The sequence below is a fragment of the Streptomyces griseus subsp. griseus genome, assembly GCF_000720255.1.
In the GTDB taxonomy this organism is placed as follows: domain Bacteria; phylum Actinomycetota; class Actinomycetes; order Streptomycetales; family Streptomycetaceae; genus Streptomyces; species Streptomyces griseus_I.
Genome location: NZ_JOJE01000020.1, coordinates 261,328 through 275,758, shown reverse-complemented (window position 1 = coordinate 275,758; position 14,431 = coordinate 261,328). Strand labels below are relative to the sequence as shown.

8 protein-coding genes and 1 pseudogene are annotated in these 14,431 nt (G+C 71.2%); 3 read left to right on the top strand and 6 right to left on the bottom strand.

Annotation, left to right across the window (positions count from 1 at the left end; translation table 11 throughout):
* A pseudogene (locus IG99_RS26610) lies at positions 1-494 on the bottom strand (maltotransferase domain-containing protein); the annotation flags it as partial.
* 734 nt (positions 495-1,228) lie between these two features.
* Here IG99_RS26610 and IG99_RS26605 point away from each other — a divergent pair.
* Entirely contained in the window at positions 1,229-3,847 is a 2,619-nt protein-coding gene (locus IG99_RS26605; RefSeq protein WP_037677834.1) for a glycosyltransferase family 1 protein, read from the top strand.
* A 103-nt stretch (positions 3,848-3,950) separates the two neighbouring features.
* Here the strand turns inward: IG99_RS26605 and IG99_RS26600 are convergent, their stop codons facing one another.
* From IG99_RS26600 to IG99_RS26580, 5 genes are all read right to left on the bottom strand, one after another.
* Positions 3,951-4,460 (bottom strand): DUF1990 domain-containing protein, encoded by a 510-nt coding sequence (locus IG99_RS26600; RefSeq protein ID WP_037677833.1) that lies wholly within the window; start codon positions 4,458-4,460, stop codon positions 3,951-3,953.
* Between the two features lie 70 nt (positions 4,461-4,530).
* Positions 4,531-6,195, bottom strand: coding sequence for a M4 family metallopeptidase (locus IG99_RS26595; protein WP_037677831.1), 1,665 nt, complete (start codon positions 6,193-6,195; stop codon positions 4,531-4,533).
* A gap of 297 nt (positions 6,196-6,492) precedes the next feature.
* Positions 6,493-8,538, bottom strand: coding sequence for a M4 family metallopeptidase (locus IG99_RS26590; RefSeq protein ID WP_158973239.1), 2,046 nt, complete (start codon positions 8,536-8,538; stop codon positions 6,493-6,495).
* 363 nt (positions 8,539-8,901) lie between these two features.
* Entirely contained in the window at positions 8,902-10,773 is a 1,872-nt protein-coding gene (locus IG99_RS26585) for an ABC transporter ATP-binding protein (RefSeq protein WP_037677829.1), read from the bottom strand.
* On the bottom strand, positions 10,770-12,584 hold the full coding sequence (locus tag IG99_RS26580) for an ABC transporter ATP-binding protein (protein ID WP_037677879.1): 1,815 nt from the start codon (positions 12,582-12,584) through the stop codon (positions 10,770-10,772). Before IG99_RS26580 ends, IG99_RS26585 begins: the two co-directional genes overlap by 4 nt.
* A gap of 198 nt (positions 12,585-12,782) precedes the next feature.
* Between IG99_RS26580 and IG99_RS26575 the strand changes: the two genes are divergently transcribed.
* Both IG99_RS26575 and IG99_RS26570 read left to right on the top strand, forming a co-directional pair.
* A complete protein-coding gene (locus IG99_RS26575) occupies positions 12,783-13,700 on the top strand; it encodes an ABC transporter ATP-binding protein (protein ID WP_037677877.1) in 918 nt (305 codons plus the stop codon).
* On the top strand, positions 13,697-14,431 hold the full coding sequence (locus IG99_RS26570) for an ABC transporter permease (RefSeq protein ID WP_037677828.1): 735 nt from the start codon (positions 13,697-13,699) through the stop codon (positions 14,429-14,431). Before IG99_RS26575 ends, IG99_RS26570 begins: the two co-directional genes overlap by 4 nt.

The following is a 14,431-nucleotide window of genomic DNA, read 5'->3' as shown; positions in this document are numbered from 1 at the left end:
CTCCGAGCGGGGGAAGAACTCGTACCAGGCGCCGTACAGCGCCCGCTCCCGTTCCACCAGCAACGGCAGCGTCTGCGACGCCGTCACCGACTCGGGTCGCTCCAGGCCTCGACGTGGAACGTCCAGCGGCCGACGGCGTCCGGGGTGACGTCGGCGCCCCAGCGGTCGGTGCCGGGGGCGAGTTCGCGCATCGGGGTCCAGGGGCCGGGGCGGCCGTCCGGGTCCGTCAGGACCACGTTGGCGGCGACCGCGTCGTGGCCCTCGCGGAAGACGGTGGCCGAGATCTGGAACGTCTCACCGGTGACCGCCTTGGCGGGCAGGCGTCCGTGCTGGACGACGGGCCGGACGTCGAGGACCGGTATGCGCCCGACGGCGGTGGCGCCGGGCGTGGAGGACCGCTCCGGGACCGGTGGTGGACCGACGTCCGAGGTGCGCACGGGAGGTGCGGCGGTGCTGGGTGTCGGGGGTGCTGACGAATGGTGCGTGGCGGGCATGACCGCTCCTGTCCGCGTCAACGTGGGTGGGCGGATGGCTGTGGGGAGGTGGGTCCTGCGTGGTGTACCTGGGGGATACCGGTGGAGCCTTCCCACCCTATTCGGGTACGCAATCCGGCACTTTGTTAACTACTCGCGCGTATGTCTACGCACAAGACCGGCCCCGTTCGAGCCGAACGGGGCCCGTACCGGCACTCCGCCCTACGCGGACGGCACCCGCAGGAGTTCGTTCGGTGAACCCGGATCCCGGCCGGACACCTTCCCCTTCGAGGCCGAGTCAACCAGCGTCCCGGCGACCTGCGTCGGAGCGGACCTCGGGGGCCGTGCCCGGAGCAGGCCGGTTTGGCGCACGTACGGTCCGTCGCGCCGACCGTGGTCGTCTCCTTCACTCGTGCGAGGGAGTTGTCACCGGCTGGTTGCCCTCGTTGCCCACGGTGGCCGTCTACATGACGCCGGAGAGGCTCCCCCTTTTCTCCGCGTCCGGGGCGCGTAGCCGTTGGGCGCCGCGCCGTGGACATGGCCGATTTCGACCGTTCCTGACGGTCGAGCGGGTACGCCTCCGGGCAGCCTCTCGTGCGGGACCGGGTGACACAAGGAGGCCTATGGGGTGTAATCGGCCATATTGGTCGGGGCGCGGCACTCCCAGCGAACGGGACGCCGACGCCGGTACCGTCGGGGGTGACGCCGAGACGCACACCGCCGTGCGTCCACAACGCAACGCGCCGAGGTGGAATGTGAAGGCGATCCGTCGATTCACCGTCCGTCCCGTTCTTCCCGAACCCCTGCGGCCACTCAGCGACCTCGCGCGCAATCTGCGCTGGTCCTGGCACGCGGAGACCCGCGACCTGTTCCAGTCCGTCGACCCGGAACGCTGGGCCGCCTCAGACTGTGATCCGGTACGCCTGCTGGGCGGAGTCTCGTCCGAACGGCTCGCGGAGCTGACCGAGGACCGCCGTTTCCTGCGCCGCCTCGCCGCGGTCGCCGACGACCTGCACGACTACGTCACCGGGGAGCGCTGGTACCAGACCCAGTCCGACGAACTTCCCGACGCGGTGGCCTACTTCTCACCCGAGTTCGGCATCACGGCCGCGCTGCCGCAGTACTCCGGCGGCCTCGGCATCCTCGCCGGCGACCATCTGAAGGCGGCCAGCGACCTCGGTCTGCCGCTGATCGGCGTGGGGCTCCTCTACCGCCACGGCTACTTCCGCCAGACCCTCTCCCGGGACGGCTGGCAGCAGGAGCACTATCCCGTCCTCGACCCCAACGAACTGCCGGTGGCGCTGGTGCGGGAGGCCGACGGCACCCCCGCCCAGGTCTCCCTCGCGCTGCCCGGCGGAAAGTCGCTGCACGCCCGGATCTGGCTGGCCCAGGTGGGCCGGGTGCCGCTGCTCATGCTCGACTCCGACGTCGAGGAGAACGACCTCGGCGAACGCTCGGTCACCGACCGGCTCTACGGCGGCGGCAGCGAGCACCGGCTGCTCCAGGAGATGCTGCTCGGCATAGGGGGTGTACGGGCGGTGCGGACGTACTGCCGGCTGACCGGTCACCCCGAACCGGAGGTCTTCCACACCAACGAGGGCCACGCGGGCTTCCTGGGCCTCGAACGCATCGCCGAACTCTGCGCGGAGGGTCTGGACTTCGACTCGGCGCTGGAGGCGGTCCGGGCGGGGACGGTCTTCACCACCCACACCCCCGTCCCGGCCGGTATCGACCGCTTCGACCGTGAACTGGTCGCCCGCCACTTCGGACCCGACGCCGAACTCCCGCGCATCGACGTCGAACGCGTCCTGCGGCTCGGCATGGAGACCTATCCGGGCGGCGAACCCAACCTCTTCAACATGGCCGTGATGGGTCTGCGTCTGGCCCAGCGCGCCAATGGTGTCTCGCTGCTGCACGGCAACGTCAGCCGGGGGATGTTCTCGGGCCTGTGGCCGGGGTTCGACCCCGACGAGGTCCCGATCACCTCCGTCACCAACGGCGTGCACGCCCCCACCTGGGTCGCCCCCGAGGTGCTGCGCCTGGGCGCCCGGCAGGTCGGCGCGGAGCGGGCCGAGGACGCGCTGAGCGTGGGCGGCGACGGCCGCTGGGACGCGGTCGCCGACATCGCCGACCAGGACATCTGGGAGCTGCGCCGGACCTTGCGCGAGCAACTGGTGGCGGAGGTGCGGGAGCGGTTGCGCGCGTCCTGGCGGCAACGCGGCGCGGGGACGGCCGAGCTCGGCTGGATCGACGGGGTGCTGGACCCCGACGTGCTCACCATCGGCTTCGCGCGGCGCGTCCCGTCGTACAAGCGGCTGACGCTGATGCTGCGGGACCGCGACCGGCTGATGGACCTGCTGCTGCACCCCGAGCGGCCGGTCCAGATCGTGATCGCGGGCAAGGCGCACCCGGCGGACGACGGCGGCAAGCGGCTCATCCAGGAACTGGTGCGGTTCGCCGACGACCCGCGCGTGCGCCACCGGATCGTGTTCCTGCCCGACTACGGCATGGGGATGGCACAGAAGCTCTACCCCGGCTGTGACATCTGGCTGAACAACCCGCTGCGGCCGCTGGAGGCCTGCGGCACCTCCGGTATGAAGGCCGCCCTCAACGGCTGTCTCAACCTCTCCGTCCTGGACGGCTGGTGGGACGAGTGGTTCCAGCCGGACTTCGGCTGGGCGATCCCCACCGCGGACGGCGTGGGCACCGACCCCGACCGCCGGGACGACATCGAGGCGGCCGCGCTCTACGATCTTCTCGAACAACGGGTGACACCCCGCTTCTACGAGCGCGGCCAGGGCGGGCTGCCCGACCGCTGGATCGAGATGGTCCGCCAGACCCTCACCCTGCTCGGTCCCAAGGTGCTGGCCGGCCGTATGGTGCGCGAGTACGTCGAGCGGCTGTACGCCCCCGCCGGTCTCGCCCACCGTTCGATGGACCCGGACTCCGCCCGCGAACTCGCCGCCTGGAAGTCCCGGGTGCGCGCGGCCTGGCACGGCGTCAGCGTCGACCACGTCGAGACGTCCGCCGGCACCGCCACCGCGGAACTGGGCACCACCCTCACCCTCCGGGTCCGCGTCGGCCTGGGCGACCTCGCCCCCGACGACGTCGAGGTCCAGGTCCTCTCCGGCCGCGTCGACTCCCGGGACCGCATCACCGACGCGACGACCGTCCCGCTGAAGTCGATGGGCGGACCGGACGCGGAGGGCCGCTGGGTCTACGAGGGTCCCCTCTCCCTCGACCGCACCGGCCCCTACGGCTACACGGTCCGCATCCTCCCGGCCCACCGGCTCCTCGCGTCCACCGCGGAGCTGGGACTCGTGACCGTGCCGGGGGAGGAACTCGGGGAAGGAGCAGGGGTGTTGCTGCGGTGAGGTCTCCGCGACACTGACGTGAGGGCCGGCCGGGCGGTCGCCCGCCGGCCTGCACGTCACCCGGGGGAGGGGCCGGTGGCCGCGACGGAGGCCGGGCAGCGGCTCAGGCGTCGTCCTCCGGCGCGCACAGCTTGCGCAGGACCACCCCGCACCTGCGGGCGTAGGCGTGTTGCAGCCCCCGGGTCGCCGGGCCGCCGGCCCGGGAGTACCACTTGGCGGCGCGGCTGAAGGCGGAGATCGTCAGCCAGACCGTGCCGTCGCCGGTACGGTCGACGACGAAGGACTCCTCACCGCACTCGGGGTGTCCGGCGAGGGTGCCGTAGGCCCAGCCCGCCCGGCGGGTTTCCTCCACGGTCCACACCACCCGGCAGGGAGCCTTGATCATCCCGGCGAGGGTGACCGTGACGTCCACGTCGGGGGCCGCGCGGTCGGAGGCCGCGGCTATGCCGACGCCCAGCGCACGGTGCATCTCCCAGGTGAGGACGGCCTCGGCGGCCCGCTGGAAGAGTGCCTGCCCCTCGCCGAGGCGGGCGCGCACATGGAGGGGGTGGAAGCCGGGCGGGCAGAAGCCGCTCTCGCGGGTCGCGCCGACATCCGCGTACGTGAAGGACATGCGCCCAAGAGTAGGGCGGCCCCCGGGGCTGCCTTCGTCCCGGGGGCCACTCATGTCAAGCGGATGTGCGTCAGGCGACGTTGACCGCCGACCAGGCCGCGGCCACGGTCTTGTACTCGGTGCTGGAGGAGCCGTACAGCGCCGACGCCGCGTTCAGGGTCGCCGTGCGGGCGGCCTTGTAGTTCGTCGTCGACGTCATGTACGTCGTCAGCGCCTTGTACCAGATCTTCAGCGCCTTGTCGCGGCCGATGCCGGTGACGGTGGAGCCGTTGGACGTCGGGGAGTTGTAGGTCACCCCGTTGATCGTCTTCGAGCCGCTGCCCTCGCTCAGCAGGTAGAAGAAGTGGTTGGCGACGCCCGAGGAGTAGTGGACGTCCTTGTTGCCGACGCCGGAGGACCAGTAGTCGGCGGAGCCGCCGTCCTTGCTGGGCTTGTCCATGTAGCGCAGCGGTGTGCCGTCGCCGTTGATGTTGATCTTCTCGCCGATGAGGTAGTCGCCCTTGTCGGACGCGTTGTTGGCGAAGAACTCGACGCCGGTGCCGAAGATGTCCGAGGTGGCCTCGTTCAGTCCACCGGACTCACCGCTGTAGTTGAGGCCGGCGGTGGCCGCGGTCAGACCGTGGCTCATCTCGTGGCCGGCCACGTCGAGCGAGGTCAGCGGGTCGGTGTTGCCCTCGCCGTCGCCGTAGGTCATGCAGAAGCAGCTGTCGTCCCAGAAGGCGTTGACGTAGGCGTTGCCGTAGTGGACGCGGGAGTAGGCGGCCTTGCCGTCGTTGGCGATGCCGCTGCGGCCGAAGGCGCTCTTGTAGAAGTCCCAGGTGACCGCGGCGCCGTAGGCGGCGTCGACGGCGGCCGTCTGGTCGCTGCTGGAGCTGGAGGCGGTGCCGGTGCCCCAGACGTCGTCGGCGTCCGTGAACAGGGTGCCCGCGGAGGAGCTGGTGCTGCGGGCCTTGTTGTACGTCTTGTGGCCGCCGCGCCCGGTGTCGTTCAGCTGGTACGTCGAGCCGGACTTCGTGGTGCCGAGGGTGACGGTGCCGGAGTAGAGGCTCTTGCCGCTGCCGGTCTCGATGCCCTGGTACTCGTAGAGCTTCTTGCCGGTGGCCGCGTCGGTGATGACGTGCAGCTCGTTCGGGGTGCCGTCGTCCTGGAGGCCGCCGATCACGGTCTCGTAGGCGAGGGTCGGCGTGCCGTTGCCCGCCCAGATCACCTTGCGCGGGGCCTGGTCGGCGGCGGTCTTCTCGGAACCGGCGGCCTGGGCGGCGGTCAGTGCCTGCTTCTCCGCCTTGGCGGTGGTGATCTGCGGCTTCAGCGAGGCCACCTTGACGGCGGCCTTGAGCGCCTTGGTCACGCCGCTGGTCGCACCGGACTTGGACTGGTGGACGACCAGGTCGCCGCCGAGGACCGGCAGGCCCGCGTAGGTGCGCTCGTAGCGGGTGTGGACCGAGCCGTCGGCGTCCTTGACGACGTCTCTGACGACCAGCTTCTCCTTGGCGCCGAGACCTATCTCCTGCGCGGTCCGGGACGCGTCGGCCTGCTGCTGCTTGATGAGCGTGGTGCGCGCTGCCGACGTGAGCTGGACCGGTGCGGCGGCCAGCGGGGCCTTGGCGGTGGTGTCCGCGGGGACCTGGGCGGCGGCGGAACCGGTGGTCAGACCGGTGGTGAGCAGCGCTCCGGCGGCGACGGTGGTGGCGATGGCCAGAGTGGAGCGCTTGTGACGCGCGTAGAGGGAGGACACACAAGCTCCTTGGTGGGGGAGTCCGGGTCGGCGTGGGGCGGCCGGCCGGAGGTGGTTGTGAAGTTGTGCGGCGGTTGTGAGGAAGACTGCACCAGGGACGCGTACATGTCATGACCCTCCCGTGATGTTGGCTGAAAACCGTCTCCCGGGTGAACATTGCGGGAATGTAAACGGAGTTGACCTGGGTAAAGCGCCAACCCGACGTGTGCATAGGGCGGGCAAAAAACGCGGGCGCCGCCCCGGGGCTCGAAGCCCGGGACGGCGCCTGTGCGGACGGTTGCCCGAAGGGCGGCCGGCCTACGGGAAGGTGAGCTTCCAGCTGTTGATGTAGCCGGTGTCCCGGGCCGCGTTGTCCTGGACCTTCAACTGCCAGGTCCCGTTGGCGACCTCGGAGGAGGCGTTCACCGTGTACGTGGTGTTGAGGTTGTCCGCGCTGCCGCCGGTGCCGTACGCCTTCAGCGTGTACGCCGTGCCGTCGGGGGCGATCAGCTGCACCTGGAGGTCACCGATGTAGGTGTGCACGATGTCGACGCCGACCTGAAGGTTCGAGGGGGCGTTGCCGGTCCGCCCGGAGACGGTGACCGACGAGGTGACCGCCGCGCCGTTGTCCGGAATCGATACGTCGGCGGCGTTCTCGAAGGACGTGCCGCCACCGCCGCCACCGCCGTCGGAGCGCGAGCCGACCGCGATGCCCGCCCACGCGTCCTGTACGGCCTTGTACTCGGCCGAGGTGGTGCCGTACAGCTCACCCGCCGCCGCGAGGGTGCCGGTGCGGGCGCCCGCGTAGTTGGTGTTGGAGGTGAACTTCGTGGTGAGCGCCTTGAACCAGATCTGCTCCGCCTTGGCGCGGCCGATGCCGGTCACCGGCAGGCCGTCCGAGGTGGACGAGTTGTAGGTGACACCGTTGATGGTCTTGGTGCCGCTGCCCTCGCTGAGCAGGTAGAAGAAGTGGTTGGCGGGGCCCGACGAGTAGTGCACGTCGAGGTTGCCCAGGCCGGAGTACCAGCTGTCCTTGGACGAGCCGTCCTTGCTGGGCTTGTCCATGTAGCGCAACGGGGTGCCGTCGCCGTTGATGTTGATCTCCTCGCCGATGAGGTAGTCACCGACGTCGGAGGAGTTGTTGGCGTAGAACTCGACCGCCGTGCCGAGGATGTCGGAGGTGGCCTCGTTCAGACCGCCGGACTCGTTGCTGTAGTTCAGCTTGGCGGTGACCGAGGTCAGGCCGTGGGTCATCTCGTGACCGGCCACGTCGATGGACGTGAGCGGGTTGGCGTTGCCCGAGCCGTCGCCGTACGTCATGCAGAAGCAGGCGTCGGACCAGAACGCGTTGACGTAGTTGCTGCCGTAGTGGACCCGGGAGTAGGCGCCCACCCCGTCGCCCCGGATGCCGCTGCGGCCGTGCACGTTCTTGTAGTAGTCCCACGTCAGCGCGGCACCGTAGTGCGCGTCGGCGCCGGCCGACTCCGCGTTGGACGCCTGGCCGTTGCCCCAGACGTCGTCGGGGCCCGAGAAGAGCGTGCCGGTGCCGGAGCTGCCCCGGTTGAGGTTGTAGGTCTTGTGACCGCCGCGCGCGCCGTCGGTCAGGTTGTACGTCGACCCGGACTGCGTGGTGGTGAGGTCGACCGTGCCGGAGTACACCGTGTTGCCGGTGCCGGTCTCGATCGCCTCCCACTCGAAGAGCTTGCTGCCGGTGGTGGCGTCGGTGATGACGTGCAGTTCCTGCGGGGTGCCGTCGTGCTGGAAGCCGCCGACGACCGTCTCGTACGCCAGGGTCGGCGTGCCGTTCGCGGCCCAGATCACCTTGCGCGGCGCGCTGTTGACGTCGGGGCTCTTGGCCTTCTCCGCCTTCGCGGCGCCCAGCGCCTGCTGCTCGGCCTTCGACGCCGTGACGGCCGGCTTCAGCGAGGCGACCTTGATCTGGGCGCGGGTGGCCTTGATGACGCCCTCGGTCCGTCCGGACGGGGCCGTTTCGACGACCAGGTCGCCGCCGAGCACCGGAAGGCCCTCGTAGGTGCGCTCGTACCGCGTGTGCAGGGTGCCGTCGCGGTCCTTCAGCACGTCACGGACGATCAGCTTCTCCTTGGCGCCGAGGCCCAGTTGCTCGGCGGCCTTCGCCTTGCCGGCGTCCGCCCGGCGGAGCAGCTCGGCGCGCTGGGCCGGGGTGAGCTTCGCGGGCAGCGCGCCCGGGTCGGCCTTGCCCGCGGCCGACGGTGCCTTCACCGGGGCTGCGTTGGCGGCACCGCTCTGGACGGCGGCGGCGAGGAACGCGGCGACGCCGACGAGGGCGACAGCCGTGGCCTTGCGGGTGTGGGAGGTGCGTCTGTGGGAGGAACTGCTTCTCAACACTGACTCCTTCTGCGCGGCCGCGGGTCGCGCGGCCAGGGGAGACCGGGCGGCGGGTGGGCCGTCCGGGCAGAACAGGGCGTTGCGCGGAACCAGGTGCGGGTGGCCGTGTGGCCTCACAGCTCGACGCATGTGGGGTTGCTGTGAAGCGGCCGTGGGAAGCCTGGCACCGGATGGCGCTTGCTGTCAGGAGCGCGTCAAGAAGTTGGCCGGAAAGGCTTCGTTGACCGGATGGTCATGTTCGATATACGGATCATTGGTTGCAAGAGGGGCAGGGGGTGGGGTAGTTGAACCCGGGGCGAGGCTCGGCCGGCCCTGCGGGAGGCTCCGGGGAGTTGGAGTCGAGCCCGGGTGGGCGAACAGTCAAGCCAGACTGTCCCGCCACGCCCGGTGCAGATCGGCGAACCGGCCGGTTCCCGCGATCAGTTCGGCCGGGGCACCGTCCTCGACGATCCGGCCGTGCTCCATGACGAGCACCCGGTCGGCGATCTCCACGGTGGACAGCCGGTGCGCGATCACGACCGCCGTACGGCCGTTCAGCACCGTCGCCATCGCGCGCTGCACCGCCCGCTCCCCGGGGATGTCCAGCGAACTGGTCGCCTCGTCCAGGATCAGCACCGCCGGGTCGGCGAGCAACGCCCGGGCGAACGCCACGAGCTGACGCTGACCGGCGGAGATCCGGCCACCCCGCTTGCGTACGTCCGTGTCGTAGCCGTCGGGCAGCGCGCTGATGAACTCGTGCGCGCCGATGGCCTTCGCCGCCCGCTCGATCTCCTCCCGCGTCGCGTCCGGCCGCCCGATCGCGATGTTCTCGGCGACCGTGCCGGAGAACAGGAACGCCTCCTGCGTCACCATCACCACCCCGCGCCGCAGTTCCGGCACGGCCAGGTCGCGCACGTCGACCCCGTCGAGCAGCACCCGGCCCTCGGTGGGGTCGTAGAAACGGGCCAGCAGCTTGGCCAGCGTGGACTTGCCCGCGCCCGTGGAACCCACGACCGCGACGGTCTGCCCGGCCGGCAGGGTCAGATCGAAGCGGGGAAGCACCTCACCGCCCGTGCGGTAGGCGAACCGGACGCCGTCGAAGACCACCTCACGGCCCGGCTGCTCACCCGGCAGCGGCGGCAGCTCCTTCGGCGCCGACGGCTCCGGCACGGACGGCGTCTGCGCCAGCAGCCCCGCGATCTTCTCCAGCGAGGCCGCCGCCGACTGGTACGAGTTCAGGAACATCCCGAGCCGGTCTATCGGGTCGTACAGACGCCGCAGGTACAGCACCGCCGCCGCCAGCACACCCAGTTCCAGCGAGCCGTCCGCCACCCGGTGGGCGCCCCACAGCACGATCCCCGCGACGGCCGTGTTGGCGACCAGCCGCGAACCGGTCACGTACCGCGCCATCTCCAGCGTGGCGTCGCCGTTGGTCCGCTCGTGCCGCCGGTTCAGCACCGCGAACGCCTCGTCGTTGACGTCCTCGCGGCGGAACGCCCGCACCGGCCGGATGCCGTTCATCGTCTCGACGAACTTCACGATGACCGCGGCCATCGCGGTCGACCGCTTCGTGTAGACCCGCGCGGCCCGCCGCCGGTACGTCCGCACCAGCAGGTAGAGCGGGACGAACGAGGCCACCGCCACCGCGCCCAGGTCCAGATCCAGCCAGAGCAGCATGGCCGAGATGTAGACGAAGGACAGGATGACGGTCACCAGCTCCTGGAGCCCCTCGCTCAGCAGCTCCCGCAGCGACTCCACGTCCGTGGTGGAGCGGGAGATGAGCCGGCCCGAGGTGTAGCGCTCGTGGAAGTCGACGCTCAGCGCCTGGGCGTGCCGGAAGATCCGGCCCCGCAGGTCGAGCAGCACGTCCTGGTTGACGCGGGCGGAGGCGACGATGAACGCGTACTGGAGTCCGCCGGACACCACCGCGCACAGCAGATAGCCCACGGCCACCGCGATCAGCGGACCGCGGTCGTGGTCCCGGAAGGCCGGTACCGCCCGGTCGATGGCGTACGCCACCAGCAGCGGGCCCGCCTGGACGGCCGCCTGCTGGAGCAGCAGCAGGAGCGTGGTGACGGTGACGCGCGCTTTCATCGGGGTGAGCAGCGACCGCAGGAGGGCGGCCGTGGCACCGGGCGGGGTGGGCAGGACGTCCCGGTCGAAGGGGTCGCCGGTCTTCTGGGAGAGGGGGAGCTCCTGGTCGGCGGTGGTGGAGCCCGAGGGGGGAGTCGTGGACGTGGTGGACGTGGTCATCGCTCGTCCTCCTGGTGACCGGCCTGCTCGCCGGATGTGAGACCGGACATGAGGTGGGCGTACTCGGCGTTCGTGCGCAGCAGTTCCTGATGGGTGCCTACCGCGGCGATCCGGCCGCCCGACAGCAGGGCGACGCGGTCGGCGAGCAGCACGGTGGACGGGCGGTGCGCCACGATCAGCGCCGTGGTGTCGGCGAGCACCCGGCGCAGGGCCGCCTCCACGGCGGCCTCCGTGTGGACGTCGAGCGCGGAGAGCGGGTCGTCCAGGACGAGGAACTCCGGCCGGCCGACGACCGCGCGGGCCAGCGCGAGCCGCTGCCGCTGACCGCCCGACAGACTGAGTCCCTGCTCCCCGACCTGCGTTTCGGTCCCCTGCGGCAACGCGTGCGCGAAGTCCGCCTGCGCGACGGCCAGCGCCCGCTCCAGTTCCTCGGTACCGGCGTCGTCCCCGGCTCCCATGAGCACGTTCTCCCCGACGCTCGCCGAGAACAGCGTCGGCTCCTCGAACGCGACGGCGACACGGGCACGCAGCGCTTCCCTCGGCATCGCGGTGATGTCCTCGCCGTTCAGCGTGATCCGCCCCGAGGTCACCTCGTGCAACCGGGGCACCAGCGCGGTGAGCGTGGTCTTGCCGCTCCCGGTCGCCCCGACCAGCGCCATGGACTCCCCGGGCCGGACGTGGAGAACGACGCGATCGAGCACGGGTGCGGACCCGGAGGGAGCATCGGGATAACGGAAGGAAACGTTGTCGAAGCGCAGCCCCCGTGCCGTCTCCCCGCCCTCCGGCACCGACCTCGGCGCACCGGCGGCCCCCGGCTCCTCCGCCGCCTCGTCCATCACCTCGAAGTACCGTTCCGTGGCCGTCGCCGCCTCCTGGCTCATCGCCAGCAGGAACCCGATCGAGTCCACCGGCCACCGCAGTGCCAGGGCGGTCGACAGGAACGCGACCAACGTGCCCGCCGACAACTCCCCGTCGGCCACCTGCACGGTCCCGAGCACCAGCGCCGCCCCGATGGCGACTTCCGGCAGCGTCACGATGACGCCCCAGATCGCCGCCAGCAGCCGCGCCTTGCGCAGCTCCGTCCCGCGCAACGTCCGCGACAGCTCCCGGAACGCCCGCGCCTGGCTGCGGTGCCGTCCGAACCCCTTGATGATGCGGATGCCGAGCACGCTCTCCTCGACCACCGTCGTCAGATCACCGACCTGGTCCTGCGCGAGCCGCGCCACGTCGGCGTACCGCTTCTCGAACACCACGCAGGTCACCATCACCGGCACGGCGGGCCCCAGGATCACCAGCCCCAGCGTCCAGTCCTGCGCCAGCATGATCAGCACGCCGACCAGGATCGTCACCGAGTTGACCAGCAGGAACGTCAGCGGAAAGGCGAGGAACATGCGCAGCAGCATCAGATCCGTGGTGCCCCGCGACAGCAGCTGCCCCGAGGCCCACCGGTCGTGGAAGGCCACCGGCAGCCGCTGCAGACGCCGGTAGAGATCCGCCCGCATCTCCGCCTCTACGTGCGACAACGGCCGCGCCACCAGCCACCGCCGCGCCCCGAACAGCAGTGCCTCCGCGAGCCCGAGCAGCAGCAGGTACAGCGCTCCGAGCCAGACGCCCGCCGGGTCCCGGTCGGTGACCGGACCGTCGACCATCCACTTCAGGACGAGCGGGATCACCAGCCCCAGACAGGACGCGAGGACCGCCACGAAGGCGGCGGTGAACAGCCGCGCCCGGACGGGCCGCACGTACGGCCAAAGGCGCAGCAACGTCCGGACGGCGGACCGGTCCTTGGTGGGTGCGGGTTGTGTCGGCATCACCGCGAGCCTACGGACCGGCACTGACATCGCCCACCGGGTTTCGGCCCGATCCCCCTCCTTCGCTGGTCCTACGACCTGCGCGTTCGAGGAGCCGAACCCGCGTCGGGTCGTATCCCCGCATCAACCGATCGGCCGATGCCGGAGCGAGCGCGTCGGCCGATGCGCGCCGTGCGCACGCCCCGCGACCCTGGTGCCATGCCCGTCATCGAAGTCAGCGAACTGCGCAAGTCCTACGGCGGCCGTCCGGCCGTCGACGGCGTCTCCTTCACCGTCGAGGAGGGGGAGATCTTCGGCGTCCTCGGCCCGAACGGCGCCGGCAAGACCACCACCGTCGAGTGCGTCGAGGGCCTGCGGGTGCCCGACGCCGGCCGGGTCCGGGTGCTCGGCCTCGACCCCGTCGCCGACCACGAGCGGGTCGCCGGTGTCCTCGGCGCCCAGCTCCAACAGAGCGAGCTGCAACCCAAGCTCACCGTCCGCGAGGCCCTGGAGCTGTACGCCGCCTTCTACCCGCGCCCCCTGGACTGGGCGCCCCTCGCCGAACGACTCGGCCTGACCGCCAAGCTGGACTCCCGGGTCGGCAAGCTCTCCGGCGGCCAGAAGCAGCGCCTGTTCATCGCGCTGGCCCTGATCGGAGACCCCCGGATCGTGGTCCTGGACGAGCTCACCACCGGCCTCGACCCGCGGGCCCGCCGGGACACCTGGGAGCTGATCGAGGACATCCGCGCGAACGGCGTCACCGTCCTGCTCGTCACCCACTTCATGGAGGAGGCGCAGCGGCTCTGCGACCGGATCGCGGTGATCGACAAGGGGCGCGTCGCCGCCCTGGACACCCCGGCCGGCCTGATCCGCCGCTCGGCGGGCGCCACCGTCATCAGCTTCACCCCGTCCGCCCCGCTGGACGAAGGCGATCTGAACGCGCTGCCCGGGCTCGCCTCGATCGCGTACCGGGACGGCCGCGTCACCCTCGCCGGCGGCGACGAGACGGTCAACGCCGTCATCACCCTCCTCGCCCGCCACCGCGTCACCGCCCACCAGCTGCGCGTCACCGACGCCACGCTCGACGACGCGTTCCTCGATCTGACCGGGAACGGCACGAAGGAGGCCGCGGCATGAACACCGCCGTCCTGCGCACCGAGATCCGCCTCTTCCGCCGTGAACCCGGCGCCCTGTTCTGGATCCTGCTGTTCCCGACCCTGCTGCTGGTGATCCTCGGCTCGATCCCGTCCTTCCGGCAGCCCGACGACTCCTTCGGCGGCCTGCGCCCGGTGGACGGCTACGTCCCGGTGGCCGTGCTGCTCGGTCTGATCGTCGGCGGCCTCCAGGCGATGCCGCAGAACCTCACCGGCTACCGGGAGCGCGGCATCCTGCGCCGCATGGCGACCACCCCGGTCCGCCCGTCCGCCCTGCTGTCCGCGCAGATGGTGGTGTTCGGCGGCGCCGCCCTGACATCGTCGCTGCTCGCCCTCGTCGTCGGCCGGCTCGCCTTCGACGTACGACTGCCCGAGCAGCCCTTCGGATACGTCCTCGCGCTCGTCCTGGCCGTGCTGGCCGCCCTCGCGCTCGGCGCGGTGGTCTCGGCGCTGTCCCGGACGACGAAGATCGCCGGCGCGATCGGGTCCGCCGTGTTCTTCCCGGCGATGTTCTGCGCGGGCGTGTGGGCGCCGGTGCAGACCATGCCGGACGTACTGGCGAAGGCCGTCGGCTTCTCACCCTTCGGCGCGGCCGCGCAGGCCCTGAACGAGGCCGCCGCGGGCGACTGGCCCGGCTGGGGCCACCTCGGCGTCGTCGCGGCCTGGACGATCCTGCTCACGGCCGCCGCCGTGCGCTGGTTCCGCTGGGAGTGA

Excerpts from the sequence above, each read along its gene's own strand:
- IG99_RS26575 (WP_037677877.1), top strand. The coding sequence starts at position 12,783 with ATGCCCGTCATCGAAGTCAGCGAACTGCGCAAGTCCTACGGCGGCCGT.
- IG99_RS26600 (WP_037677833.1), bottom strand. The coding sequence starts at position 4,460 with ATGTCCTTCACGTACGCGGATGTCGGCGCGACCCGCGAGAGCGGCTTC.
- IG99_RS26585 (WP_037677829.1), bottom strand. The coding sequence starts at position 10,773 with ATGACCACGTCCACCACGTCCACGACTCCCCCCTCGGGCTCCACCACC.
- IG99_RS26580 (WP_037677879.1), bottom strand. The coding sequence starts at position 12,584 with ATGCCGACACAACCCGCACCCACCAAGGACCGGTCCGCCGTCCGGACG.
- IG99_RS26570 (WP_037677828.1), top strand. The coding sequence starts at position 13,697 with ATGAACACCGCCGTCCTGCGCACCGAGATCCGCCTCTTCCGCCGTGAA.